At 73.0% G+C, this 25,818-nt stretch carries 20 protein-coding genes; 7 read left to right on the top strand and 13 right to left on the bottom strand.

Annotated elements, in window-relative coordinates:
- Nucleotides 1–16: 16 nt before the first annotated feature.
- From AB0C96_RS26670 to AB0C96_RS26640, 7 genes are all read right to left on the bottom strand, one after another.
- Nucleotides 17–1,489: an aldehyde dehydrogenase family protein gene (locus AB0C96_RS26670; protein ID WP_362920553.1), complete on the bottom strand. Its 1,473-nt coding sequence runs from the start codon at nucleotides 1,487–1,489 to the stop codon at nucleotides 17–19.
- A gap of 49 nt (nucleotides 1,490–1,538) precedes the next feature.
- Nucleotides 1,539–3,278, bottom strand: coding sequence for a D-aminoacylase (locus AB0C96_RS26665; RefSeq protein WP_362920551.1), 1,740 nt, complete (start codon nucleotides 3,276–3,278; stop codon nucleotides 1,539–1,541).
- Between the two features lie 118 nt (nucleotides 3,279–3,396).
- Nucleotides 3,397–4,521, bottom strand: coding sequence for an LLM class flavin-dependent oxidoreductase (locus tag AB0C96_RS26660; RefSeq protein WP_362920549.1), 1,125 nt, complete (start codon nucleotides 4,519–4,521; stop codon nucleotides 3,397–3,399).
- A 193-nt stretch (nucleotides 4,522–4,714) separates the two neighbouring features.
- Nucleotides 4,715–5,512, bottom strand: coding sequence for an SDR family NAD(P)-dependent oxidoreductase (locus AB0C96_RS26655; RefSeq protein WP_362920547.1), 798 nt, complete (start codon nucleotides 5,510–5,512; stop codon nucleotides 4,715–4,717).
- Between the two features lie 22 nt (nucleotides 5,513–5,534).
- On the bottom strand, nucleotides 5,535–6,443 hold the full coding sequence (locus tag AB0C96_RS26650) for an LLM class F420-dependent oxidoreductase (protein ID WP_362920679.1): 909 nt from the start codon (nucleotides 6,441–6,443) through the stop codon (nucleotides 5,535–5,537).
- A 204-nt stretch (nucleotides 6,444–6,647) separates the two neighbouring features.
- Complete coding sequence (locus AB0C96_RS26645; RefSeq protein WP_362920545.1) at nucleotides 6,648–7,388, bottom strand: pyridoxal 5'-phosphate synthase; 741 nt, start codon at nucleotides 7,386–7,388, stop codon at nucleotides 6,648–6,650.
- A 1-nt stretch (nucleotide 7,389) separates the two neighbouring features.
- The gene (locus tag AB0C96_RS26640; RefSeq protein ID WP_362920543.1) at nucleotides 7,390–8,730 is read right to left on the bottom strand and encodes an FAD-dependent monooxygenase; all 1,341 of its coding nucleotides are present in this window, start codon (nucleotides 8,728–8,730) and stop codon (nucleotides 7,390–7,392) included.
- Nucleotides 8,731–9,197: 467 nt separating this feature from the next.
- Here AB0C96_RS26640 and AB0C96_RS26635 point away from each other — a divergent pair, with 467 nt between their 5' ends.
- Both AB0C96_RS26635 and AB0C96_RS26630 read left to right on the top strand, forming a co-directional pair.
- The gene (locus AB0C96_RS26635; RefSeq protein ID WP_362920541.1) at nucleotides 9,198–10,430 is read left to right on the top strand and encodes a macrolide family glycosyltransferase; all 1,233 of its coding nucleotides are present in this window, start codon (nucleotides 9,198–9,200) and stop codon (nucleotides 10,428–10,430) included.
- A gap of 501 nt (nucleotides 10,431–10,931) precedes the next feature.
- A complete protein-coding gene (locus tag AB0C96_RS26630; protein ID WP_362920539.1) occupies nucleotides 10,932–11,744 on the top strand; it encodes a helix-turn-helix transcriptional regulator in 813 nt (270 codons plus the stop codon).
- Between the two features lie 88 nt (nucleotides 11,745–11,832).
- Here AB0C96_RS26630 and AB0C96_RS26625 read toward each other — a convergent pair whose 3' ends face one another.
- The gene (locus tag AB0C96_RS26625; protein WP_362920677.1) at nucleotides 11,833–12,945 is read right to left on the bottom strand and encodes an acetyl-CoA acetyltransferase; all 1,113 of its coding nucleotides are present in this window, start codon (nucleotides 12,943–12,945) and stop codon (nucleotides 11,833–11,835) included.
- A 272-nt stretch (nucleotides 12,946–13,217) separates the two neighbouring features.
- On the opposite strand from AB0C96_RS26625, the gene AB0C96_RS26620 reads away from it, so the two are divergent.
- Nucleotides 13,218–14,519 (top strand): acyl-CoA dehydrogenase family protein, encoded by a 1,302-nt coding sequence (locus tag AB0C96_RS26620; RefSeq protein WP_362920537.1) that lies wholly within the window; start codon nucleotides 13,218–13,220, stop codon nucleotides 14,517–14,519.
- A complete protein-coding gene (locus AB0C96_RS26615; protein WP_362920535.1) occupies nucleotides 14,519–14,989 on the top strand; it encodes a nitroreductase family deazaflavin-dependent oxidoreductase in 471 nt (156 codons plus the stop codon). The genes AB0C96_RS26620 and AB0C96_RS26615 overlap by 1 nt, the downstream gene beginning before the upstream one ends.
- A gap of 335 nt (nucleotides 14,990–15,324) precedes the next feature.
- Here the strand turns inward: AB0C96_RS26615 and AB0C96_RS26610 are convergent, their stop codons facing one another.
- Nucleotides 15,325–15,972, bottom strand: coding sequence for a TetR family transcriptional regulator (locus tag AB0C96_RS26610; protein WP_362920533.1), 648 nt, complete (start codon nucleotides 15,970–15,972; stop codon nucleotides 15,325–15,327).
- Nucleotides 15,973–16,823: 851 nt separating this feature from the next.
- Between AB0C96_RS26610 and AB0C96_RS26605 the strand changes: the two genes are divergently transcribed.
- On the top strand, nucleotides 16,824–19,460 hold the full coding sequence (locus tag AB0C96_RS26605; protein WP_362920531.1) for a PQQ-binding-like beta-propeller repeat protein: 2,637 nt from the start codon (nucleotides 16,824–16,826) through the stop codon (nucleotides 19,458–19,460).
- A gap of 39 nt (nucleotides 19,461–19,499) precedes the next feature.
- On the opposite strand, the gene AB0C96_RS26600 is transcribed toward AB0C96_RS26605, so the two are convergent.
- Nucleotides 19,500–20,486, bottom strand: coding sequence for a hypothetical protein (locus tag AB0C96_RS26600; protein WP_362920529.1), 987 nt, complete (start codon nucleotides 20,484–20,486; stop codon nucleotides 19,500–19,502).
- Nucleotides 20,487–20,707: 221 nt separating this feature from the next.
- On the opposite strand from AB0C96_RS26600, the gene AB0C96_RS26595 reads away from it, so the two are divergent.
- On the top strand, nucleotides 20,708–21,268 hold the full coding sequence (locus AB0C96_RS26595; protein WP_362920527.1) for a hypothetical protein: 561 nt from the start codon (nucleotides 20,708–20,710) through the stop codon (nucleotides 21,266–21,268).
- 44 nt (nucleotides 21,269–21,312) lie between these two features.
- Here the strand turns inward: AB0C96_RS26595 and AB0C96_RS26590 are convergent, their stop codons facing one another.
- Genes AB0C96_RS26590 through AB0C96_RS26580 form a run of 3 tightly spaced genes read right to left on the bottom strand, consistent with a single transcriptional unit; the run spans nucleotide 21,313 to nucleotide 23,741 of the window.
- Nucleotides 21,313–22,074, bottom strand: coding sequence for an enoyl-CoA hydratase/isomerase family protein (locus AB0C96_RS26590; protein WP_362920525.1), 762 nt, complete (start codon nucleotides 22,072–22,074; stop codon nucleotides 21,313–21,315).
- Nucleotides 22,071–22,553, bottom strand: coding sequence for a zinc ribbon domain-containing protein (locus AB0C96_RS26585; RefSeq protein WP_362920675.1), 483 nt, complete (start codon nucleotides 22,551–22,553; stop codon nucleotides 22,071–22,073). Before AB0C96_RS26585 ends, AB0C96_RS26590 begins: the two co-directional genes overlap by 4 nt.
- 36 nt (nucleotides 22,554–22,589) lie before the next feature.
- On the bottom strand, nucleotides 22,590–23,741 hold the full coding sequence (locus AB0C96_RS26580; RefSeq protein WP_362920523.1) for a lipid-transfer protein: 1,152 nt from the start codon (nucleotides 23,739–23,741) through the stop codon (nucleotides 22,590–22,592).
- A 105-nt stretch (nucleotides 23,742–23,846) separates the two neighbouring features.
- Between AB0C96_RS26580 and AB0C96_RS26575 the strand changes: the two genes are divergently transcribed.
- Nucleotides 23,847–25,415 carry a FadD3 family acyl-CoA ligase gene (locus AB0C96_RS26575; protein WP_362920521.1) on the top strand — a complete coding sequence of 523 codons (1,569 nt, stop codon included), beginning with the start codon at nucleotides 23,847–23,849 and terminating at the stop codon, nucleotides 25,413–25,415.
- Nucleotides 25,416–25,818: the final 403 nt, after the last annotated feature.

Raw genomic sequence — 25,818 nt, 5'->3', positions numbered from 1 at the left:
CGACGCCGGCCGCTCCTCACCCCGGCCACACGATCGCTTGCAGCTCGCTGTAGGCGTGCAGCGCGTACGAGCCCACGTCCCGGCCCACCCCGCTCTGCTTGAACCCGCCGAACGGCGCCTCCATGTTCCGGCCGACCGTGTTCACCCCGACCCCGCCGGCCCGCAGCCGCCGGGCCACCCGGAAGGCACGGGCCACGTCGCCCGACCAGACGTAGTCGATGAGGCCGTAGTCGCTGTCGTTGGCCAGCGCCACCCCCTCGTCCTCCTCGTCGAACGGGACGACCACGACCACCGGGCCGAAGATCTCCTCCCGCACGACGCGCATCTCCCGGGTGCAGTCGGCCAGCAGCGTCGGCGCCACATAGAAGCCCCGCTCCAGGCCCGCGGGCCGCTCGCCGCCCACGACGACCCGGGCGCCCTCCTTCCGCCCCAGCTCGACGTACCCCTCGACCCGGTCCCGGTGCGCCGCCGAGATCACCGGGCCGACGACCGTGCCCGGCTCCTTCGGGTCGCCGACCGTCAGCCGGCCGGCGTACCGCGCGAGCCGCTCCACCAGGGCCTCGTACACGCCCCGTTGTGCGATGACCCGGGTCGGCGCGGTGCAGATCTGTCCGCTGTAGAAGGAGAACGTGGTGCCGATGCCGGCCGCCGCCGCGTCCAGGTCCGCATCCTCGAAGACCACCGCCGCGCCCTTGCCACCCAGCTCCATCAGCTGGCGTTTCATGCCCCGCCCGCAGACCTCGCCGATCCGCCGGCCGACGGCCGTGGAGCCGGTGAAGCTCACCATGTCCACGTCCGGCGCCTCGACGGCCGCCTCGCCGACCTCGGCACGGGCGCCGCTCACCACGTTCACCACCCCGGCCGGCGCCCCCGCCTCCGCCAGCGCGGCCGCCATCCGGTAGACCGACAACGGGTCCTGCGGGGCCGGCTTCACCACCACCGTGTTGCCCATCGCCAGGGCCGGCGCGACCTTGCCCGCAGGGTTCGCCCACGGGTTGTTGTACGAGGTGATGCAGGTGACCACGCCGACCGGCTGGCGGACGGCGAGCGCCCCCACCACACCGGCCCTCCCCATCGGCCCGGCCTCGTTGATCTGCGGCACCAGCCCCTGTTCGACGGGTTCCAGCGCGCCCTTGGCGTAGCGGCGGAAGCGCGCCACGCCGACCGCGACCTGCATGCCGCGCGCCGTCCCGGTGGTCGCACCGCTCTCGGCCTGCGCCAGCTCGGCGTTCACCGCGAAGTCCCGCTGCATGACGTCCGCGGCCCGGTCGAGGACCGCGGCCCGCTGCTCCGGCGAGGTGGCGGACCAGGCCGCGAAGGCCTCCCGGGCCGCGGACACCGCCGCGGACACCTGCTCCCGGCTCGCCTCGGGCGCGAGGCCGACGACCGTCTCCGACGCCGGGTCGACCACCTCGTAGTGGCCGCGGGCCGGCTCGACCCACTCCCCAGCGATGAACAGCCGTTCCCTGACCGGGCCGTGGGACGTCACCTGGCACTCACCACCCTCATCCGCCGCCCCACGGGCAGCCGTTCGTCCCTCATCGGGTGCTCACCGTCCTGGTGTCCCGCCCGGACCGCAGCACCGTCCCGGCCACCGCGCCGGTCACCACGTCCGCCCGGATCGCCTCCACGCCGTTGACCCATACGGCGTCGATGCCGACCGCCCGGGAGTCCAGGCGCGGGCTGTCGCCGGGGAGGTCGTGCACGAGGGTGGCCGGGCCCGCGTCGATCCGCTCCGGGTCGAAGAGGACCAGGTCGGCGTGCCAGCCCTGCTGGACCTGGCCGCGTTCCCGCAGGCCGAAAAGGTGCGCCGGGTCGTCCGTCAGCATCTTCACGGCCTGCTCCAGACCGACCAGTTTCCGGCCGCGCAGACAGTCGCCCAGGAAGCGGGTGGTGTACGGGGCGCCGCACATCCGGTCCAGGTGCGCGCCCGCGTCCGAGCCGCCCAGCAGGACGTCCTCGTGCTGCCAGGTCTCGGCGCGCAGGGCCCAGGAGGCCGGGTCGTTGTCGGTGGGCATGGGCCAAAGGACCGTCCGCAGCCGGTCGTTGACGCAGATCTCGACCAGGCACGCGAAGGGCTCCTGGCCCCGTTCGGCCGCGATGTCCCGGACCACCCGCCCGGTCAGGCCCTCGTTCGCCGGGGAGTAGGTGTCGCCGATGACGTACCGGCCGAAGTCGGCGAGCCGCCGGAAGACGCCGGCCTCCTTGCTGGCGGCGCGCCGCAGCATCTCGGCCCGTACCGCCGGGTCGCCGAGCCTGGCGATCCGCTCGTCCACCGGCAGGCCGAGGATCTCGCCCCACCCGGGGATCAGGTTCAGCGCGCAGAAGGTGCCCAGGGACATGTTCATGGGGGTGAGGATCGGCATGGTCAGGGCGACGACCCGGCCGCCCGCCTTCCGGGCCCGCTCGCTCGCCAACAGCTGTCGGGGCACCCGCTCGGGCACCGCGGCGTCGATGGTCAGGACGTTCCAGTTCAGCGGTCGGCCGGCCGCCGCGCTCATCTCCACGAGCAGGTCGATCTCGTCGTCGCCGAACCGGTCGAGGCAGCCGGCGACGATCGCCTCGATCTGGGTGCCCTCGTGGTCGGCGACGGCCCGGCTGAGTGCGAGCAGTTCGTCGGGACGGGCGTGCCGGGAGGCGACCGGCTGCCCGTCGCCGTCGGAGTGGGTGGCGGACTGGGTGGTGGAGAACCCCCAGGCCCCGGCGTCCATCGCGGCGTGCAGGAGGTCGACCATCTCCGCCAACTGCTGTGCGTCGGGCTGCCCGCCCACCGCGTCGGCGCCCATCACATACCGGCGCAGCGCGCAGTGCCCGACCATGAAGCCCGCGTTGACGGCGATCCGCCCTTCGAGCGCGTCGAGGTAGTCGCCGAACGAGTTCCAGGACCACGGCGCGCCCTGCTCCAGCGCGACCAGGGACATGCCCTCCACCTTGGACATCATCCGCCGGGTGTAGTCGGCGTCCTCGGGGCGGTCCGGGTGCAGCGGCGCGAGCGTGAAACCGCAGTTGCCGCCCGCCACGGTCGTCACCCCGTGGTTGAGCGAGGGGGTGGCGTACGGGTCCCAGAACAGCTGGGCGTCGTAGTGGGTGTGCGGGTCGACGAAGCCGGGGGCGAGGATGCGCCCGGTGGCGTCCTCGCTGGTCAGTGCCTCTTCGGTGACGGTGCCGGGCGGCGCGATGACGGCGATCCGGCCGTCGCGGATACCGACGTCGGCGGGGTACGCGGGCGCGCCCGTCCCGTCCACGACGGTCGCGCCCTTGATCAGGTGGTCGAGCACGGGCGGTGCCCCTTCCTTGCGACGTCCTCTCGGCTTCTGGTGGCTTCCGCGCGGCGTGCGCGCGGTGGCGCAACATGCGTACGGTGGCGCGGCGTGCGCGCGGTGGCGCACCGCGGCGTCAGCCGCCGGCGGCCTGACGGAACCGCGTCGTCCGGTGCACCGGGTCGGTGTCGATCTTCGGGATCACGTGCTCGCCGATGAGCTTGATCGTGTTCATGGTGTCCTCGTACGGGATCCCGATCGGCAGCCCGAAGCTCAGCTGGTCGGCGCCGGCCTGCTCCCAGCGCTTGCACTGCCGGAGCACCTCGTCCGGGTCGCCGCAGATCATCAGCTCCTCGGCGATCAGCAACTCGATGATCTCCGCGGTGTAGTCGGGCAGCAGCTCGGGCCACTCGGGGACGCCCTCGGGCCGCGGGAAGGTGTCGTGGTACCGGAACACCAGCGACTGGAGGTAGTTGAGCCCCCCGTCGACGGCGATCCGCACCGCCTCCTCGTGCGTCTCGGCGCAGATCGCCGTCGAGGTCACCATCACGTTGTCGTTGACGAAGTCGCCGATCGGCTCGGCGTCCCGGATCGCCGTCTTGTACTGCTCCAGCACCCACTCCATGTCGGAGACCTTCTGCACGCTGAAGCCCAGCACCCCCAGCCCCTTCTTGGCGGCCATGGCGTACGAGGACGGGGAGCCGGCCGCGTACCACATCGCGGGGTGCGAGGACCCGTACGGCTTGGGGAACACCTTGCGCGGGGGCAGTGACCAGTGCTTGCCCTGGAACCCGGGGTACTCCTCCTGGAGCCACATCTTCGGGAACTCGGCGATGGTCTCTTCCCAGATCTCCTTGGTGTGGTTCATGTCGGTGATGCCGGGGAGGAAGCCGAGGATCTCGTGCGAGCCGGCGCCGCGCCCGCTGCCGAACTCGAAACGCCCCTCGCTGAGGTGGTCGAGCATGGCGACCTTCTCGGCGACCTTGACGGGGTGGTTGACCTGCGCGAGCGGGTTGAAGATGCCCGATCCCAGGTGGATCCGCTCGGTGGCGTGCGCCAGGTACCCGAGGAAGACGTCGTTGGCGGAGAGGTGCGAGTACTCCTCCAGGAAGTGGTGCTCGGACGCCCAGGCGTACTTGAAGCCGGATGCGTCCGCCTGGATGACGTACTCGGTCTCCTCCATCAGCGCCTTGTGCTCCGCGAGCGGGTCGGTCTCGGCCCGCTTTCCCACGTATCCCTGTACGAAGAGCCCGAATTCCACGGAGGTTCACCGTCCCATGAGCCGTTTCTGACGTACCGTCAGATCGTGGTGCCGACTGTTCCACCGCACGCCAGGACCGTCAAGAGCCGTCACGCCACTACCTGATACCCCGTCAGAAGTGGGTCTGCCGGCGGGCGCCGGTCCGCGTCCCACCCGCCCGCGGCCCGCCGCCCGCAGCGCCGCCCGCCCCGCCTCAGAGCACGCTGACGCCCGCCAGCCATCCCCCGTCGATCACGAACGGCTGCCCGGTGATGTACGAGGAGTCCTCGCACGACAGGAACAGCGCCAGCTTGGCGACCTCCTCCGGCTGCCCGACCCGCCCCAGCGGCACCAGCTTCCGGTACAGCTCGTCGAGGGCCTGCGCGGCCGCCTCGGTGTCCGCCTCCGGGTCGAGCTGCGCCGGATTGCTCATGGCGGTGTCGATGGCGCCCGGGCACACCGCGTTCACCCGGATGTTCCCGGCGGCGAGTTCCAGCGCGGCGACCCTGGTCAGCCCGACGATCGCATGCTTGGTCGCGGTGTACGCACCGACGTACGCCATGCCCGTGACCCCGGTGTACGAGGCGGTGTTGACGATCGTCCCGCCGCCCGCCGCGGCGATCTCCGGCGCGACGGTCTTGATGCCGAGGAACGCGCCGACCTGATTGACCTGGACGATCTGCTGGAACTCGGCCAACGGGGTGCCGGTCAGCTCGTTGAAGCGCAGGATGCCGGCGTTGTTGACCAGTCCGTCGATCTTCCCGAAGGCCTCCTTGGCCACGGCGACGGCGGCGCTCCAGTCGTCCTCCCGGCTCACGTCCAGCCGGACGTAGCGGGCCCGCCCCTCGCCCACCCGCGCCCCGATCTCCTCGGCGAGGGCCGCGCCCTGCCCGTCGAGGACGTCGGCGAGCAGCACGCTCGCCCCCTCGGCCGCGAAGAGCCGCGCCTCCTGCTCCCCCTGCCCGCGCGCCGCACCGGTGATGAGGACGACACGTCCGTCCAGCTTGCCCATGCCAGGTCCCTTCCGTGAGAGGTCAGTTCAGCCGGGGGGCGACGTCGGTGGCGAACGCCGCCATCTGGTCGGTCAGTTCGCTGCGGCTGCGGCTGCGGAACCGCACCTGGATCTGCTGGACGCCCATCGCCGCGTACTCCCGCAGCGAGTCCGCGATCCGCTCCGGCGCCCCGGTCAGGGTCCCCCGCCCGACCCGCCACCCCGGCTCGCCGACGTACAGCGGCTCGACGATGGCGCCGATCACCACCGGATCGACCACCCCGGCGGCCTCCCGCAGCCGCCGCAGCCTGGCGATCTGTCCGGGCAACTGCTCCCGGCGGTCGCCCTGCGGCAGCCAGCCGTCACCGCGCTCCGCGGCACGGCGCACGGCGGCCGGCGAGGAGCCGCCCACCCAGATCGGCGGGCGCGGCGTCTGCACCGGCCGCGGCGCCTGCCCCAGCCCCTCGAACGAGAACCGCTCCCCGACGAACTTCGGGAAATCCTGCCGGCCCAGCGCCACCTTCAACGCGTCGAGGGCCTCGTCCAGCACCGCCCCCCGCCGCGCGAAGTCCACCCCGAGCGCCTCGAACTCCTCGCGCACATGACCGGCGCCGACCCCGAGGATCAGCCGTCCGCCGGAGAGGTGGTCGAGCGTGGCGTACTGCTTGGCCGTGATCAGCGGATGCCTCAGCCCGACCACCGCCACATGGCTCAGCAGCCGCACCCGCTCCGTCACCGCCGCCAGGTGCGCGAGGGTGGCGACCGGGTCGTACCAGACCGTGCTCATCGCCTCGGCCAGCCGCCGCGGGATCGCGATGTGCTCGCAGCAGGCGAGGTAGGCGAACCCGTGCCGGTCCGCGGTCCGCGCGATCTCCACCAGGTCGGCGGGCCCCGCGGCCACCTCCCAGCTCTCCGCGTAGAGCGTGCTCTGCGACTGCACCGGAAGCTGCATCCCGTACACCAGCCGCCCGTCACCGGGCCGCCACACTCCACCGTCCCGTGCGCCCTCGCCCCTGCCGTCCACGCGCCCTCCAGCCCTCACCGAATCTGACGGGTCGTCATGTAGCCTCGGCGAGACATGGTCGCGGCAGACGCGCCATCAGGCAAGGGAGGGAACGCCACCGGCCGGTTCGGGCACCCGACCCCCGGTCGGGCCTCAGGGCCAGAGCAGCTCGCGCACCCAACGCCCCGCATCAAGGCGGTAGTTGAGGCGTACGTGGCGACGCTGCGCGTCCCCCTGGAAGAACTCCACCTCCTCGGGGCGGAGCACATACAGCGTCCAGCTCGGCACCGCTGCGTCCGGTTCGCTCCGGGCGCGCTCCCAGGCGGCGGCCGAGGCGCGGGCCAGTTCGTCGGTCGAGCCGAGGACCTCGCTCTGGCGGCCGACCAGCGCGGCGGCCAGCGCACCCGTGGAGCGGCGGTGCAGATCCGCCGCGCTCTCCTCGGGGCCCGCCTCGGTGACCGTGCCCCGGATCCGCACCTGCCGGCCGACCGCGGGCCAGTAGAAGCCGAGCGCGGCCCGCGGTCGCGCGGCCAGTTCGCGGCCCTTGCGGCTGCCGCGGTGCGAGGCGAAGTGCCAGCCGCGCCCGTCGGCGTCGTGCAGCATCAGGGTCCGCAGGGAGGGGTCGCCGGCCGCGTCGGCGGTGGCGAGCGTCATGGTGTGCGGCTCCGGCTGACCGGCCTCGGCGGCCTCCCGCAGCCACTGCCGGAAGAGGGGCAGCGGCTCGTCCGGCGCGTCGGCCGGGTCGAACGACGGCAGGTCGACGTCCCAGACCCGCAGCCCGCGCAGCAGCGCGCGGAACGCGCGGCCGGCGGGGTCGGCCTCGTCGGCGTGGCCCACCGGAACGCCGGTGGGGACGGCGTCCGGTGCGTCCTGGCGTGCGGGGTGATCGCTCATGTCAGGCAGCGTACGTCGGCCCGGTGGCGGCCGGCGCGGGGCCGGCCGTCCCGCCCGACAGGGGGCGGATTGCCGGGCCCGGCACCGGATAGTCCTTGAGCGTGATCGCGGTGGCGCCGCGCTGCACCTCCTCGGCGATCTTCTTGGCGACGGCGTTCTTCCAGGGCAGGTGCGGCAGGATCCGCAGCATCAGGTGCCGCAGGCGGATCTGCCGCCGGCTGTCCGCCGTCATCTCCTTGGCGAACTTCCGTGCCAGCGCGTGGTTGACCGCGACATAGCCGCGCATCTCCGCCTCGTAGGCGGCGAAGGCCGCCTCCGGGTCGCCGCCGGCCGCCGCGAGCTCCCCGGCCAGGACGTACGCGCCGACCAGCGCCATGCCCGTGCCCTGCCCGGAGGCCGGCGAGGCGCAGTGCGCGGCATCGCCGAGCAGCACCACCCGCCCGCGCGACCAGCGGTCCATCTCGATCAGCTGGAGCCCGTCGAAGTAGAGGTCGTCGGCCGCGCGGGCGGCTTCGAGCAGCCGCGGGGTCTGCCAGCCGACGCCCTCGAACGCGGCGCCCAGCAGGCCCAGTTGCTGTGCGGTGTTCCGGTGGTCGTAGGCCAGCCGGGGCGAGCGGAAGGTCAGCAGACCGGTGGCCGCCGGGCTCCCGGCCGAGCTGTAGGCGCAGATCAGCCTGCCGGGCACGGCGTGGTACAGCTCCTCGCGGTCCAGACCGAGTTCGTTCGGCATGGAGAAGGCCGAGATGTACGCGCCGAGGTGCCGCACGTACTGCTCCTCCGGGCCGAAGACCAGCCGCCGGACGGTCGAGTGCAGGCCGTCGGCGCCGACCACGAGGTCGAAGCGGCGGGGCGCGTTCCGCTCGAAGGTGACGTGCACGCCGCCGCGGTGCGGGTTGCCCGGGGCGGTCGGTTCGATCGGGGTGATCGAGGTGATCGAGGTGATCGAGTCGCCGAAGAGGTACTCGACGTGCTCCCGGGTCCGGTCGTGGAGGATGCGGGCCAGTTCGCCGCGCATGATCTCGTCGTCGCGGCCGACCCGGGCGCCGAAGATCTCGGCGGGCAGCGTGGCGATCCGCTTGCCGTCTCCGTCCACGTACGCGCCGGTCTGCATGTCCGTGCTGGCGCGCTGGATGTCCTCCAGGATCCCCATCCGTTCGGCGACCTCGATCGCCGCGCCCCGGATGTCGACCTTGTACCCGCCGGTCCGCAGCTCGGGGGCGCGCTCGACGACGGTCACCGCGAAGCCGTAGCGGTGCAGCCAGTGGGCGAGCGCCGGGCCGGCGATGCTCGCACCGGAGATCAGGACGGAGGTGGGGCGGGGGTGGGCGGTGGTACCGGACATGGCGGGGTTCCCTTCGCGGGCGTGGCACTCCTGGGTGGACTGCGCCGGGCGGTCGCGCGGCGCTCGGTCGTGGTGCGGGCGCTGACCGGTAGCTCGAATATACAGACGTCTTAAACGTTTGTCTATGACGCTTGTATAGATCGCGGGGCGCACGTCTCCGCGACGCCCGGAAAACCGTTCGCCCGAAGCCGCCGGCCCTCCCTACGCTGCCCCCATGCACTTCCGCCAGATCTACGGCTGACACGGCCTCAAGGGCGCTCGCCCGCCCCGCCCGCACCCCGGCACGCCCGGAGCGCGACCGGCTCCGCCACCGGCGCCGCGCGGCGCCGCCCTGCCCATCGGGCTCCCCGCGTTCCTCGGCGCCCCTTCGCACCGCCTCCGCGTTGCCCGATTGCGCGCCTTCGCGTTGCCCCGTCGCGCTCCTCCGCGTTGCTCTGCCGTAGCCCTCTATCCAAGGAAGTCCTGATATGCCCCGCCCCGCGCACATCGCCATGATCGGTACGCCGATGGTCAGCCACGTCCTGCCTGGCCTGGAGATCATCCGTGAGCTGGTGGCCCGCGGCCATCGCGTGACGTACGCCAACACCGACCACGCCGCCGGGCTGATCGCCTCCACCGGCGCCGAGCTGGTCCACTACACCTCCACGCTGCCGGTCGTCGAGAACGACTGGCCGCAGAACCCGATCGCCGCCGCCTCGCTCTTCCTCGACGACGCGATCGCCGTCCTGCCGCAGCTGCACGCCGCGTACGACGACGACCCCGCCGACCTCTACCTCTACGACGTCGGCGCGTACGCCGCCCGCGCGCTGGCCGAGGCGCAGGGCCGCGACCTCGTCCAGCTGTCACCGACGTACGTGGCCTGGGAGGGCGCCGAGGAGGAGATCGGCGCGGCGCTCGCCGGGCTGCCGGGGGGCGCCGCCCACCGGGCGCGGTTCGCCGCCTGGCTGGCGCGGTGCGGTGCGGTGACCACGAACGTGGAGGAGTTCAGCGGCCGGCCGCGGCGCGTGCTGGCCATGATCCCGCGGGCCATGCAGCCGCATGCGGACCAGGTCGACTCCGGTGCGGTGACGTTCGTCGGCCCCTGCCTCGGCACCCGTGCGGAGCAGGGCGACTGGACGCGGCCGGCCGGCGCGGAGAAGGTGCTCCTGGTGTCGCTGGGCTCGGCGTACACCCGGCAGCCGGAGTTCTACCGGCAGTGCGTGGCGGCCTTCGGGGACCTTCCGGGCTGGCACATGGTGCTCCAGGTCGGCCAGTACACCGATCCGGCAGAGCTGGGGGAGATTCCGTCCAATGTCGAAGTACACCGGTGGGTACCGCAGTTGGCGATCCTGGAGCAGGCGGACGCGTTCGTGACGCATGCCGGGATGGGCGGCAGCAGCGAGGGCCTGTACGCCGGTGTGCCGATGATCGCGGTACCGCAGGGCGCCGAGCAGTTCATCAACGCCGACCGGCTGGTCGAACTGGGCGTCGCCCGCCGGATCGACACCGCGGACGCCACACCGGAGGGGCTGCGTACGGCGCTGACGGAGCTCACCGGTGATCCGCGGGTCGCCGCGCGTTCCGCATGGCTGTGGAGCGAGGTGCGCGCCCACGGCGGCACCCGCCGGGCCGCGGACCTGATCGAGGAGCGACTGCCCCAGGCCCGCGTGGGCCGCCCCCGCAACCGCCCCACGGACGGGCTGGTCCCCGAGGGCAGATAGGCACCGCCCGGGTCGGCCGCCCCACGGCCGGGCCGTTCCGGGCCGACCGGCCCGACGGTCCCATGGGGCGACCGGCCCGCCCGGGCGCTCACCCCCACCCCAACACCTGACGTTTCGGGCAGCGGCCGACCACGGCGTCGACCTGCCCCGCGCTGCCACCCGGACCTATCGCCCACCGGCGGCCCTCGCCCGCTTCGGCACTTCCTCGTACGTCACCAGACAGGCAGCGGAAGTTCCCTCCCGTGCGACTGCCGTACGTGGCGTCGCAGCCTGGCCCGGGCGTCCACTTCCAGGCTCCGGTCCCGTGTCTCCCGCCCTTCGGCTTCCTGAGCCTCCAACAGCCGGCACACGTCACAATGCTCTTCGCGCTTCTGGCTCTCCATGCCGCCATGCTTCCGAGCCATGTCGGGCCACTGCGACGGCGGTAGGGCGTCATTCGGGTGTCACTCAAAGGCGTCAAACCGGTGTCATTCATCGGGGACCGCGGCTAGCGTTAGCCGTATGACCACCGCCTCGCACGTACCGAACAACAAACTCCGCGCCGTACGCATCGGGCTGCGGCTCAGCCAGGACGACCTGGCCCGGGCCCTGCGAGGGGCGGGCGCGGAGGCCGGGGAGCCGAACGATGCCAGCAAGCGCCTCGTACAACGCTGGGAGACGGGTGTCAGCCGCTCACCGCGGCCGGTCTACGCCCGGGCCCTGGAGAAGGTGACCGGCATGCCCATCGAAGCGCTCGGCTTCCGACTCCCCCTCCCCATGGCCCGGGTCCGTGGGGACGGCAGAGGCGGTCACGACATGGAGCCGAGCCCCGACGGCATCCCCGCGGCTTCCAGTAGCCGCCCCCAGCCGGCCACCGAAGGGCCGGAGGCATCGGATACGTCGACGGGGAGCCCGGCACCGAACCACTCGGGCATCTGGCTGAGCCGGTACGAGTTCTTCTCGTCGGGGCGCGATGCGACCTTCAGCGCCGCCCACCATGTCGTTCTCGTCCAGCACGGCACCCATCTCACCGGCCACTCCCTGCCGGGCGCATCGTCCAACCCCGACTCACCCCTGTCCCTGGACCTCACCATGGACGGCAACGTCGTCACCGGCACATGGGTGGAACAGACCGCGTCCTCCGGCTACTACGCGGGCGCCCGCTACCACGGCGCGGTCCAGCTCCTCGTGGAGCCCACGGGCCGCCGCATGGCCGGCAAATGGGTGGGCTTCGGCAAGGACTTCGACGTGAACACCGGCCCCTGGGAACTGGTCTTCAAAGACCTTTCCATGAGCAAGGCCACGCTGGACGACTACAGCCGGCCGCCCGAGTAGCACATCCGGCTCTGCTCCCACTCGGCGGAGGAGCCCGCGACTCACGGACCAGCGCGAAAGGGCCGGCTACACCGGCTCGCAACGCCGCTCACCCCCGCCCCAACACCACCGTCCCCGACGAGCAGAACCAGCCGCCGGTGCCCGAGGCCACCGCGAGCTCCGGCAGCGAGCCGTCTGGCCGGCGGACCTGGCGGTCCGGGCCCGCCTCGCCACGGAGCTGGCGTACCGCCTCGACCAGCAGGAACAAGCCGCGCATGCCGGGGTGGCAGGCGGCCAGCCCACCGCCGTCGGTGTTCACCGGCAGCGCGCCGTCCCGCAGCAGCCGCCCCTCCCCGACGAACGCGCCGCCCTCGCCCTTGGCGCAGAACCCCAGGTCCTCCAGCGTCACCAGGGTCATGTACGTGAAGGCGTCGTACAGCTCGGCGAGGTCGATCTCGGCGGGGCGGACACCGGCCCGTTCGAAGGCCAGGCGCCCGGAGACCGCCGCGGGCGAGACGGTGAAGTCGTCCCACTCGGACATCGTGGTGTGGGAGACCGCGGTGCCGGAACCGAGCACCCAGACCGGGGCGCGGGCCAGGTCGGGGACGTGGTCCTCGGCGACCAGCAGGACCGCACAGCCGCCGTCGGAGCGGATGCAGCAGTGCAGCTTGGTGAACGGGTCGGCGATCATCGGCCCGGAGAGGACCTCGTCGACGGTGATCGGTTCGCGGTACATCGCATCCGGGTTGGCGGCCGCGTTGGCCCGCGCCTGGACCGCGACCTGGGCCAACTGCTCCAGTGTGGTGCCGTACTGGTGCATATGACGGCGGGCGGCCATGGCGTACTTGGCGATCAGGGTGTGCCCGTAGGGGACCTCGAACTGTAGCGGGCCGCGGGCGCCGAAGGAGAGGTTGGCGGTGCGCCGCCGGGCCTTGAGGTCGGCGCGGGCGGTGGAGCCGTAGACGAGCAGCACGGCGTTGGCGTGACCGGCCGCGATGGCGTCGGCGGCGTGGGCGGCCAGCACCTCCCAGGTGGCGCCGCCGACCGAGGTCGAGTCGACCCAGGTGGGCCGGAGCCCCAGGTACTCGGCGACCTCGACGGGCGCGAGGGTGCCCAGCCCGGCCGACGCGAAGCCGTCGACCACCGACCGGTCCAGCCCGCTGTCGGCCAGCGCCCGGCGGGCCGCCTGGGCGTGCAGGGCGTACGGGGTGGCCTCGTCCACCCGGCCGCAGTCGGACAGGGCCACTCCGGCGACGGCCACCTTGCGCCGCCCGGAACGGCGGCGGACACCCGCCGGGCCCTGCCCACTCCGCCGACTCTCCGCCGCTCCCGGCGTCGCTGAAGACATGAATCTGACGGTACATCAGATGCAGAGCGGTGGGCAGACCTAGGAAAGTGCACCCCCCGTCCCTACTATGACGCCCCGTCAGATCGGATGCCGGAACCCGTCCGGACCGGACGGGCTCGGGTCGTACGGCCGTGAGGAGCCCGCCGATGGATGCCGCGTTCACCGAGGAGCAGCACGAAATCCGCCGCACCCTGCGCGAACTGCTGCACAAACGCTGCGGCCCGGACGAGGTGAAGGCGGCGGTGCGCACCCCGGCCGGCTACGACGAGCAGCTGTGGCACCAGATGGCCGGGCAGCTCGGACTGCCCGGCCTGGCCCTGCCCACCGGGTACGGCGGGGTGGGCTGCGGCCCCACCGAACTCGCCCTGGCCTGCGAGGAGACCGGCCGCACGGTGCTGCCGTCCCCACTGATCGCCACCGCCGCACTGGCCGCCCCGCTGATCCTGACGCTGGGCGACGGACGCCAGCGCACCGCCCTGCTGCCGGCCCTCGCCGCCGGGGAACTGACCGCGACGCTCGCCGTACCGGGCGGCCGGCTGGCCACCGCGCTCGCGCTGACCGGGCCGAACGACGGTGACTGGGCGGGCGGCGGGCGGGCCGGCGGGATCCAGGCCCACCGGGCGGAAGGGGGCTGGCGGCTGTACGGGGAGGCCGGGCAGGTGCTGAACGGGCACACCGCGGACGTCCTACTGGTGGCCGCACACACCGGCGGCTTCGCGCACAGCCGCACCCTGCTCTTCGCGGTGCGCGCCGACGACGCCCCCGGACTGCTGCGGGTCCGGCAGACCGCACTGGACGAGACCCGCCCCCAGGCGCGGCTCGAACTGCGCGAGGTGCCGGCCGAGTTGCTGGGCGAAGGGGAGGGCGACGAGGCGGCGGTGGCCGCGGCGCTGGCCGCGACCGGCGCGGTGGCGGCCGCGGCGCTGGCCGCCGAGGCCGTCGGGGCGGCCGACACGGCGCTGGCCCGTACCGTCGCCTACGTCCAGGAGCGCGAACAGTTCGGCCGGCCCATCGGCTCCTTCCAGGCGGTCCAGCACCGGCTCGCCGACCTGTACGTCGGGCTGCAAGCGGCCCGCTCGGCGGCGTACTACGCGGCGTGGTCGGCGGGCCGGGACCGGCCCGGCGCTCCCGGGTCCGCCGCCGCCCGCCGCGGTGCGGCCGAGCCCGGAGTGGGCGCGCTGGCGCTCGCGCAGGCGCTGGAGGCGCTGCGCGCGGTGGCGGCCGAGGCGGTCCAGCTGCACGGTGGCATCGGCTTCACCTGGGAGCACCTGGCGCATCTGTACTTCAAGCGCGCGGCCTGTGACGAGCTGCTGCTGGGCCCGGTGCACCGGCTGCGGGCCCGGGCCGCCGAGGAGGCGGGGCTGTTCGCGGGGGCGCCGCACGAGCGGGGCGCACCGGCCGGCGCACCGTCGACGGCCCCGTGCGCCCGAGAAGCGGTCGATGCCTGATGCCTCCCGGTGAGCGGCTGCTCCAGAGGATCTCCACGACCCGTGCGTTCGCCCGGACCGCACCGCATGTCATCCCCGCGCTGGACCGTGCGGTGCACCGGCTGACCCGCGGAAGGGTGCTGCTCAGCGCGCGGCTGCTGCCGGGGGTGATCCTGACCGCGACCGGCGCCCGGAGCGGACGGCCGCGCCGCACCCCGCTGGCCTGTCTGCCCGAGGAGGGCGGCGGCTGGCTGCTGGTCGGCAGCAACTTCGGCCGGCCCGGACACCCGGCGTGGACCGGCAACCTGCTCAAGAACCCCGAGGCGGAGGTCAGTTGGCGGGGCGAGGACATCCCCGTACGGGCCCGGCTGCTGACCGGTGAGGAGCGGGCGCGGGCGTGGCGGACGGCGCTGGAGTTCTGGCCGCCGTACGCCGCGTACCAGGCGCGGGTGGAACGGGAGATCCGGCTGTTCCGGCTGGAGCGGCGCTGACCGGAGCCGGATACGGGCGGTGGGCGGACGCACACCGCGGGCACACATCACGGGCACACATCACGGGCACACATCACGGGCGCACACCACGGGCGCACACCGCGAGTGCACACCGCGGGTGCGAGGCCCGCGTGCGGTGCGTCATCACATACGCACAGCGGGTGCCCCCCGCGGAGGGGTGGCACCCGCTGTGCGCGCTGAACAGGTATGGCAGGACAGACACCGGACCGATGGCGAACCGGCCCGGATGCACCGGGACTTGAGGCGCGGCTACCGCTCGACCGCTCCCTCGGCTGCGTGCTCGGTTACTCGCTGGTTGCGCGTAGGCCGCTCCGTTACTTGGTCGGCTTCTTGCCGGTGATGCCGAAGTGCACCAGCAGCGCCAGATTCGGCTTGAGCTCGGTCTGCTTGACGCCCCAGCTCTGGAAGCCCTTCTGGTGCCCGGCGACCGCCGCGAGCATGGCGACGATCGAGCCGGCCATGGCTGCCGGGCTGACGTCCTTGTCGACCTTGTTCTTGCTCTGGAGCTCCTGGATGGAGTCCGTGAGCGAGTTGGTGACGGCGTTGAGGATCTTCATGCGGATCTTGTAGAACCGCTTGTCGCCCTCGGCCGCCCCCAGGTCGACGACGCGGAGGATGGCGTCGTTCCTGCGCCAGAAGGAGAGGAAGCCTTCGACCAGGTCCTCCGCCGCCTGCCAGCCGGACTTGCCCACCCAGGAGCGACCGGCGACAAGATCGGTCAGAGTGGCACCTTCTTTGGCCATCTCCTCGGCGATTTCGAGGACGGCGCCTTCGACGTCGGGGAAGTACTGATAGAACGTAGCGGGTGAAGTCCCCGCTTTTCGGGCCACATCGATGACCTTGACGTCCCGATAGGGGGACGAACTGAGCATTTCACTGAGGCAGTCGAGAAGCTTCTGCCGCGTCGCCTGTCCGCGGCGGCCGGCAACTCTGCCGTCGACGGTTCGAACTTGTCCTGTCATGCCGTCAGCTTACCGAGGGGTGATCGGAGCGCGATCTGGCTGCCTGCAAATGGGGAAGCGGGAGTTCGGGGTGCACCGGCCGCGCGAGTGCGCTGGTGACGGCCCTGCGCGGGCCCGAACACCGGACGCCCCGGCTTGGCCCGAACCGGTGAATGCTCTTATCAACAGCCTGTGGACAACTTCGGTGGACAAGCGGTCACTGTGCGTACCGCAAGTGCTCGACCGTGACCGTCAGTTGGCCCCCGGGTCCCATTCACCCCGTACCGGTTGGCCACATCGGCCCAAGGAGGTCGCCATCCACCGGAACCGACCCGGCATGCGAAGCTCCACCGAGCAGACCGCGCGAACCGGCACTAGCGTGTACATATGGCCGCCGAGGCAGCCGGCGATAGGTGCTGCCCGGACGCAGCTCACCTGACAATCACGGCGCCACGCCAGGCGGCATCACACCGAAGTGACGTTCGACAGCGCAGAATTGGACCGTCGGGTCGGGAGACGGGGGGCGGGGCGTCAAGCGGAGCGGCGATCGTCCGTATTTCGGGCGGTACCAGGCGCGCGACATCCACAACCGACCGGTAACCCGCACGGCAACCACCCCACGCCGGACGTATCGGAGCACGTCAGGCGGGGTGGGGTTACATCGGGTAACGGGCCCGGTGCGAGGTACGGGGGGTATGCCATGACACGGCGGACGGGCCCCGGGTTCGCAACCGTCGGCTCGGCCAGGAAGAATCAGCACGCGCACGGCCGTTCCGGCCAGGCGGTGAGACGCTGCACGGGGCAGTGGCTCTCGGCGGCTCGCGGCTCTTGAGAGTCTCTATTTCTACGCCCCACGGGGAGGTGGCAGGCAAGTGGTGGAGCAGCTGAAGGCGCTGACGCAGCACGATCCCCGTCGGATCGGGCCGTTCGAGGTGCTCGGCCGTCTCGGGGCCGGCGGCATGGGACTGGTCTATCTGGCGCGGTCGGCGTCCGGCCGGCGCGTGGCGATCAAGACGGTGCGCACCGAGCTCGCCGAGGACCAGCTGTTCCGGGTCCGCTTCACGCGCGAGGTCGAGGCGGCCCGCGCGGTCAGCGGCTTCTACACCGCGGCGGTGGTCGACGCCGACCCCCGGGCGGCGGTGCCCTGGCTCGCGACGGCGTACGTCCCCGCGCCCTCCCTGGAGGAGATAGTCAATGAGTGCGGGCCGCTGCCGGCCCAGGCGGTGCGCTGGCTGGCGGCCGGCATCGCCGAGGCGCTTCAGTCCATCCACGGCGCCGGCCTGGTCCACCGCGACCTGAAGCCGTCGAACGTGCTGGTCGTCGAGGACGGCCCGCGGGTGATCGACTTCGGTATCGCCTCCGGCGTCTCCAACACCCGGCTGACCATGACCAACGTCGCCGTGGGCACCCCCGCCTACATGTCGCCCGAGCAGGCCCGGGACTCACGCAGCGTGACGGGCGCGAGCGATGTGTTCTCCCTCGGCTCGACGCTGGTCTTCGCCGCCACCGGACATGCGCCGTTCCACGGCGCCAACCCCGTCGAGACGGTGTTCATGCTGCTGCGGGAGGGTCCGGACCTGACCGGGCTGCCGAACGAACTCCGCCCGCTCCTGGAGTCCTGTATGCAGATGGAGGCCGGCCGCCGGCCGTCCCCCGCCGATCTCCAGTCCCAGCTCGCACCGCACCTCTTCAGCTCCGGCAGCGACGACAGCGGTACCGCCTCGGCCTGGCTGCCGCCGGGCGCGGTGGGACTCATCGAGAGCCGCCGCGGCGGCCGCTCCGCGGTGCCGAAGGAGGCCCCACGGGCGAGCGCACCGCGCAGCTCCGGCCGCCCGGCGCCGGCCGCGCCGCCGGCCCCGCCCGCGCCCCCGTCCATGGCGCCCCCGATGCCCGCCCCACAGCCGGTCACCGCGCCGCCGCGGCCCGAGAGCGCCCCGGTGGCCTCCGCCGAGACGGGCTGGCCCGGGCAGATCGGCCCCGGCGCGCACCGCGGCGGCGACCCGCGCGGCAACCCCGGTCCGATGCCCCAGCCCGCGCCGGTCGGCCCGGACGCGTCCACGGCCCGGGTGGCCCCGGTCTCCGCGGCACCGCCCGCCGCGTCCTCGGCCGCGCTGCCCTCCGCCGCACCCGCGGAGGGCACCGCCGGTCCGGTGCGCCTCGGCGGCTCGCCCGCCCCGATAGGGCCGGGGCCGCGCGCCGATGCCCAGAACCCGCAGCCGCGCGGGCAGGCCGGCGCCGCCACGAACTGGGTCCGACCACCCGCCGGTGGCGCCGCGACCGGTGCGCCCCCGCAGGGCCCGGCCGCCCACGGCGCCGCGGTGACCGAGGGCGCCGCGGCGCAGCCCGCCGCCCCGCCGGAGGCGCCACCCGCCGAGCCGGGCCGCTGGCGCCCCTGGCGGTTCCGGATGTCGAACGACGTCTGGGGCACCCCGGTCGTCGCCGACGACCTGCTCTACGTCACCTCCTTCGAGGTGCACGCGCTCGACGTGGCGAGCGGACGCCGTAAGTTCAAGACCCGTGACGTCGCCTGGGCGATGGCGGTCTCGGACGGCCGGATACACGCCTCCGACGGTCCCAGCCTGTACGCGTTGGACGCCGGCGACGGCACCGACCTCTGGCGGCTGAACGCCGAGGGCTGGGTCTACGCCCTCAAGGTCGACCGCGGGACCGTGGTCACCAGCACCCGCGGCGGCGGCGTCCAGGCGTGGGAGGCCGGCAGCGGCGAGCTGCTGTGGCAGACCTCCGGTGTGCAGACCGACTTCGAGACCGCCGAGGCCGGGCCGGTGGTGCACGACGGCACGGTGTTCGTGTGGGCCGATGCCCGGCTGAAGGCGCTGGAAGCGCGCACGGGTGCCGAACGCTGGTCGTACCCGATCGGGGACACGGCGTCCTGCGGCGGGGTGCCGATGCGGCTGCTGCCCGCGCCGGACGGCGTGGTCTACGTGGTGGCCGGGGCCCGGGTGCTGGCGATCGACGTCGCCCGCGGCGATGTGCGCTGGCACTTCGAGGCGCCCGCGGTGTTCCTGAGCCCGCCCGCGTTCGCGCCCGGACCGGCCGTCACCGGCGGCGGTGTCTATCTGGCGGACTACCTCGGCACGGTCTACGCCCTGGACCCGGCGGACGGCCGCGACCGCTGGCGGATCGCCACCGAGGCCCGGCAGTCCACCGAACCGGTGCTGGTCGCCCACGGCGCGGTCCACCTGGGCAGCGGCAAGGCCCTCTACACCCTGGACGCGGTCACCGGCACCCCGCGCTGGCGCTTCCAGGCCGGTGCGGAGATCGTCGGCGCACCGGTCGTCGCCGAGGGCAGGGTGCACTTCGGCTCGGCCGACCACTGTCTGTACACGCTCGATGCGATGGGCGGCCAGCTGCGCTGGAAGCTGGCGACCGGCGGCGAGATCACCGGCTCGCCGGTGGCGGTCTCCGGCGTCGTCTACGCGTGCAGCAAGGACCGCTGCGTCTACGCGCTGGACGCGGCCAAGGGGACGGGGCTGGCGCGCCGGACCTGAGGGGCGTTCGGGGAGCTGACGCGACGTCCGGCCGTCCGGCTACTCCCGCTCTTCCGGGGGCCGTTGGGTCCCTTCGGGCTCCTCCGGCCGGTGCTCCTGGGGCTGTTGCTCCTGGGGCTGTTGCGGCCGTGCGGACTGCGGCCGGCGGTACTCCCTGCCCCACTCCACCGGCGGCGTGGGCGGCAGCCGGCGGGACGGCATGGTGGGCGGCCCCTCCTGGGGCTGCTGCCCGGCGTCCGGCGCGGCGGGCCGCGGTCGTTGCCCGGTCGGGGGCGGCTCGGTGACCGGCAACGGGGCGGTCGGGGTGTCGTCCTGCTCCCCGTAGGGGCGGGTGACGGGGCGGGTCGGCGGTCCGGCGGACCCGGCGACGTACGGCTCGGGGTCCCACTCCTCGGCGCCCGGTCGGCCCGCGTCCCAGGGTTCGGGGGTCCCCGGCGGGTAGGCGACCGGGGGGTACGGCGTACGGGCGTCGTGGCGGCCGTCGGGTGCGTACCGGCCGTAGTGCCCGTCGTAGTACCGCTCGTCGTAGCCGTGGTCGTCATACCCGTAGTCGTCATAGCGCCGGCCGCCGGGACGCCGGTCGTCGTCGCGCCGGTCGTACCCGCGGTCGTAGGCCCGACCGTTGCGGCCCCGCATGATCAGGGCGCCGAGCAGCATCAGGGCGCCGCCGCCCAGGGCGTTGGCCACGCCGACACCCAGCCCGCGGGCACCGGCCGTCAGCTCGCTCGCGGCCTGTCCCTGTCGGACCATCCACAGGATCGTGAAGCCGAGGACGACCAGGCCGGCGAGGGCGACCAGGACCCGGGAGCGCAGTGCCACGCCGATCAGGGTGAGCAGCGCGGCGAAGGCCATGGGGAGGAGGATCGAGCCGAAGAGCGCGGCGGCGTTTCCGGTGATGCCGTGGAACAGGTCCTCGATCCGCACGTCGCTGCCGTGACGGCCGTCGTACCAGGGACGGAAGGGGCTCCAGACGGCGGCCGTCGCTCCGACGAGGGCGATCAGCGACCCGAGAACGTTGCGCACCACGGGCGTCGCCTCGCTTCGGGTCGTTCTGTCATCCTCCGTGACCGACGCTACGCCTGCCCGTCTGCCCTCGCTAGACAAGTACGGCCGCATGCGTCGCCGGGGCCGCACAGCGGGTTGCCGGGGCCCGTACGGGCCGTCACCGGGGCTTGCTAGGGTGCCGTGCACGCGTCAACCCACAGGGTGGCGGGGATCAAAAGTTTCCACGGGGGACGGGCAAACAAATGAAGCAGCGCACGCGCACGGGCACGGGCATCCTCGGCGACACCCACAGGGTTACCAGGGCGGCGGTCGCGGCCGGGCTGGCGGTGGCGACGGTCGCCACGATCGGCGGCTGCGCCTTCGGGCGGCCCCGGGTCGTGATCCCCCCTTCCGCCTACGCGACCCCGTCGTCGTCCTCCTCCTCCAGCTACGACCCGTACAGCCCGAGCCCCTACGATTCGCCCACCTACTCGCCGTCGCCGACGGAGGAGACCTTCGACCCGGACGGGCGGGCGGACGCCAGCGGCAGCAACTGCGACTTCTCCAACTCGCTGCGGCAGTTCACCTACACGGTGTCCATCACCAACCCGTCCTCGACCGACACCTTCTCCTACGACATGGCCGTCAACTGGATGAAGGCCCGGCCGGCCGACGGCAAGGCATACGGACTGCACGAGCGTTCGATCACCGTGGGCCCGGGTCAGACCGAGACCTACACCGCCAAGTACACCGTCAACCAGTCCTCCATCGGGGAGTTCTGGTACACCTGCCAGATCACCCGGGCGCACAAGACCCGGATTTGACGGGTCCCCATCACTGGTTCAGCGGCTGGGGCCAACGGCCGGGTTCAGCGGCCGGCGTCCCGCTTCCGGGCGGCGAACAACTCCGCCTGCCGGTCCGGGGGCAGGTTGCCCAGCGCGATGAGCTGCGGGGCGTGCGCCAGGGCCTGCGCCCTGGCCGCCTCCTTGGCCGCCCACAGGGCCCGCACGGTGCCCTGGACCGCTTCGGTCGGCTGCGCGGCGACCACGGCGGCACGACGCAGCGCGACCTCGGCCGCCGCGCCCGGTGCGGTCAGCTCGGAGACCAGCCCGGTCTCGTACGCCCGCCGGGCGCCCAGCCGCTCGGCGGTGCCCATCAGGGACAGCCGGGCGATCTCCCCCAAGGGCATCCGCTGCGCCATGAGGATGGACTCGTACGCGCTGACCATCCCGTAGGTGGTGTGCGGGTCGAAGAAGGTGGAGTTCTCGGAGGCGATGAGGAACTCGGCCTCGCCCAGCAGGTAGAAGGCGCCGCCGCAGGCCATGCCGTCGACTGCGGCGACGACCGGCTTCCACAGGTCGTTGGCCTTCGGGCCGATGGCGAGCAGCGGGTCGTCGAGCGAGTAGGGCGAGGGCGGCTGGGGGACCTCGACGGAGCGGTCGATCCCGGTGCAGAAGGCCCGGCCGCCGGCACCGGTGATCACCACGGCCCGTACGGAGCCGTCGAAGCGCAACGCGCGCCAGGTGGCGGCGAGTTCGGCGGCCGTGTCGAGGTCGATCGCATTGTGCCGCTCGGGCCGGTCGAGGGTGACCAGGGCGACCCCGTCCGCGATCTCGGTACGGACCGTCACGGCCGCTCCAGGATCCAGCGGGGCACGGTCACGCCCCCGGGCAGGGTGTGGAAGACCGCCTTCACGGGCGCGCCGATGCGCAGCCGGTCCGGAGCGACGGAGTTGAGGGCGGCGTCGGCGTCGGCGACGAGGTTGCCGACGAGCCGGATGCGGGATGAGTCGGCCAGTTCCACGAGGATCGCGTTGTAGCCCGGCAGGGCGGCGTACGCGGGCAGCAGTGGTGGGTGCGGGAGGACGTAGGACCAGATGCGGCCGCGGCCGCTCGTCCGCTGCCAGTGGGCGGTGAAGGACTGGCAGTGCGGGCAGCAGGGCCGGGGCGGGAAGCGTAGTTCGCCGCAGTCGGAGCAGGCCTGGATGCGCAGTTCGCCGCGGGCGGCGTACTCCCAGAAGGGCGCGCCGTCGTCGTCGGGGACGGGAAGCAGCAGGTCGGCGTCGTCGCCGGGCGGATTGTCAGTGGCGGGTGCCACGCTGGGGGACATGGACGCACGAACGGACGGAACGGCACTCATCGCACCTCAACTCCTCAGCAGCAGGGCCGAGGTGGGGACTCCCTCGCCCGCGGTGACCAGGCAGGTGGTGGCGTCGGGGACCTGCGCGGTGCTGGTGCCGCGCAGTTGCTTGACGCCTTCGGTGATCAGGTTGAAACCGTGGACGTACGCCTCGGAGAGGCCCCCGCCGCCGGTGTTGAGGGGGAGCCGGCCGCCGATCTCCAGCGCGCCGCCCTCGGTGAAGGCCGCGCCCTCGCCGCGCCCGCAGAAGCCGTAGCCCTCCAGCGAGAGGGGGATCAGGGGGGTGAACGCGTCGTAGATCTGCGCCACGTCGACGTCCTGTGGCCCGAGGTCGGCGCCCTTCCACAGGTGGCGGGCGGCGGTCCAGGCGGGACCGGTGAGCGGGTCGTCGTTCCAGTAGTTGACCATGCCGTGGTGCTGGGCGGGCAGGCCCTGTGCGGCGGAGTGGACGTAGACGGGCCGGTGACGGCAGTCCCTGGCGCGTTCGGCGGAGACCACGACGCAGGCGAGGGCGCCGTCCGTCTCCAGGCAGTTGTCGAAGAGGCAGAGCGGCTCGCTGATCCAGCGCGCGGTCATGTACATCTCGCGGGTCAGCGGGCGCTCGTACATGATCGCGGCCGGGTTCTGGTTGGCACGGTTGCGGCAGGCCAGGGCGACGTTGAAGAGGTGGTCGCGGGTGGCGCCGTACTCGTGCATATAGCGGCGGGCCAGCATGCCGATCTCGTCGGCGGGGCGCAGCAGTCCGAAGGGCCGGGTCCACTGTCCCGGGGTCGGCAGCTGGACCCGGGTGTTCTTCCAGGGCCGCGGTCCGGAGCCGCGCTTGCGGGACCGCCAGGCCACGCCGACGCTCGCCTGGCCGGTGGCGACGGCCGCGGCCAGGTGGGCCACCGTCGCACAGGAACCCCCGCCGCCGTAACCGACCTTGGAGAAGTGCGTGACGTCCCCGGCGCCGATGGCCTTGGCTATCTCGACCTCATCGGTCTCCTCCATGGTGTAGGAGGCGAAGGCGTCCACTTCCGAGGGGGCGATCCCGGCGTCGTCCAGCGCCGCGACGATCGCCCGACAGGCCAGGGTCTTCTCGGATTCCGGGAGGTGTTTGGCGAACGGAGTCTGTCCGATGCCGGCTATCGCCGTAGCGTCCTTGAGGGTCGCCCCCATCGCCACCTCCGTGGTCGTCCATCAGTGCTGACAGCGGAGGAGGGTACCGCTAATCTGACGGACAGTCAGCTAGTGGTCGTGAGGTCTTTGGCGGGAGGTAGTGCGATGCGCGACGACATGGATGCGCGGGCGGACCTGGAGTACGGCGCCATCCCCCAGCTGGTGCGGGCGGCCGCCCGGCGGTACGGCCCCCGGGAGGCCGTCGTCGAGGGCCGCACCCGCCTCTCGTACGCCGAGCTGGGCCAGCGGGTGGAGCGCGCGGCGGCCGCCTGCATCGCCTCCGGCGTCACGCCCGGCGACCGCGTCGCCGTCTGGGCGCCCAACACCCTCGACTGGATCGTCTCCGCCCTCGGCGCGGTCACCGCCGGCGCCGTCCTCGTCCCCGTCAACACCCGCTTCAAGGGCAGCGAGGCCGCCTACGTCCTGCACCGCACCCGCACCAAACTGCTCTTCGTCACCGGCACCTTCCTCGGCACCTCCTACGTCGCCGCGCTCCGCCGCGCCGAGGCCCGACTCCCGCACCTGGAACGGGTGGTGGTGCTGTCGGACACCGCCCCCGAGGGCTACCACGCCTGGAAGGACTTCCTCGCCGCCGGGGAGGCGATCTCCACCGAGGAGGTGTGGCAGCGCGCCGCCTCGGTGGCGCCCACCGCCCCGTCCGACATCATCTTCACCTCGGGCACGACGGGCCGCCCCAAGGGCGCGGTCATCACCCATGCCCAGACCCTGCGCTGCTACGGCGTCTGGAGCGAGTTGGCGGGGCTGCGCGAGGGCGACCGCTACCTCATCGTCAACCCGTTCTTCCACACCTTCGGCTACAAGGCCGGCATCATCGCCTGCCTGTTGCGGGGCGCGGTGATGGTGCCGCAGCCGGTGTCCAGCGTGGACACCGCGCTGGCCAACATCGCCGCCGAACGGATCTCGGTGCTGCCGGGTCCGCCGACCCTGCACCAGTCCCTCCTCGACCATCCGGCCCGCGCCGCCTACGACTTGAGCGCCCTGCGCCTGGTGGTCACCGGCGCCGCGGTGGTCCCCCTCCAACTCGTCGAGCGGCTGCGCACCGAGCTGGGCGTGGGGACGGTCCTGACCGCGTACGGCCTCTCCGAGGCGAGCGGCATCGTCACGATGTGCCGTCGCGGCGATGCTCCGGGGACCATCGCCACGAGCTCGGGACGGGCGATCCCCGGCACGGAGGTACGGGTCCTCGCCGGGCCGGGCGAGCCCGGCGAGGTCCTGGTGCGCGGCCACCACGTGATGCGCGGCTACTTCGAGGACCCGGAGGAGACCGCGAAGGTCCTGGACGCCGACGGCTGGCTGCACACCGGCGACATCGGCGTCCTGGACGCCGACGGCAACCTCCGGATCACCGACCGGATCAAGGACATGTTCATCGTCGGCGGCTTCAACGCCTACCCCGCCGAGATAGAGCAACTCCTCGGCCGACACCCCGACATCGCCGACGTCGCCGTCATCGGCATACCCGACCCCCGCCTCGGCGAGGTCGGCAAGGCCTATGCGGTCCGCCGCGCCGGCTCCTCGCTCACCGCCGACGACCTGATCGCCTGGTCCCGCCGCGAGATGGCCAACTACAAGGTGCCGCGCGAGGTCGTCTTCGTGCCGGAGCTGCCGCGCAATGCGAGCGGGAAGGTCCTCAAGCGGAGCCTTCGGCGGTGACGCCCACGTTTTTGTCTGGCCCGCCGTGGCCTGGCGGCCGGCGCTCGCCCCACGTTGTTGGCTTTCCCGCCGTGGGTGTTTCTCACCGTGGCGCCTGCGGCGGGCTGTGCCGCTGCGCGGGGCTGTTCGGCTGCGGGTGCGGTCCTGCGGGGCTGGGTGTCCGGACTGCTTCGCTTTACGTCCGGACACCCAGCCCCTCCGGCCCCCACCCTCCCGCGGGTGGGAGAGAAAAGGGCCGGTGGGGGCGCGCACGAGTGGTCCCCCACCCGCAGTGAACAGACAGCGCTCGCCCCCCAGGATCAGTCACCCCCACTCACGGGAGGGGACGGGCCGGAGGGGCAGGGGTGTGGGACGTAAAGCGAAGCAGTCCCACACCCCTGCCCCGCAGGACCGTCACCGCACC

Origin of the sequence: Streptomyces sp. NPDC048506, from assembly GCF_040651315.1 — a bacterium.
In the GTDB taxonomy this organism is placed as follows: Bacteria; Actinomycetota; Actinomycetes; order Streptomycetales; family Streptomycetaceae; genus Streptomyces.
The sequence above is the reverse complement of the archived record's forward strand: the minus strand, read 5'-3'. Positions and strand labels throughout refer to the sequence as shown.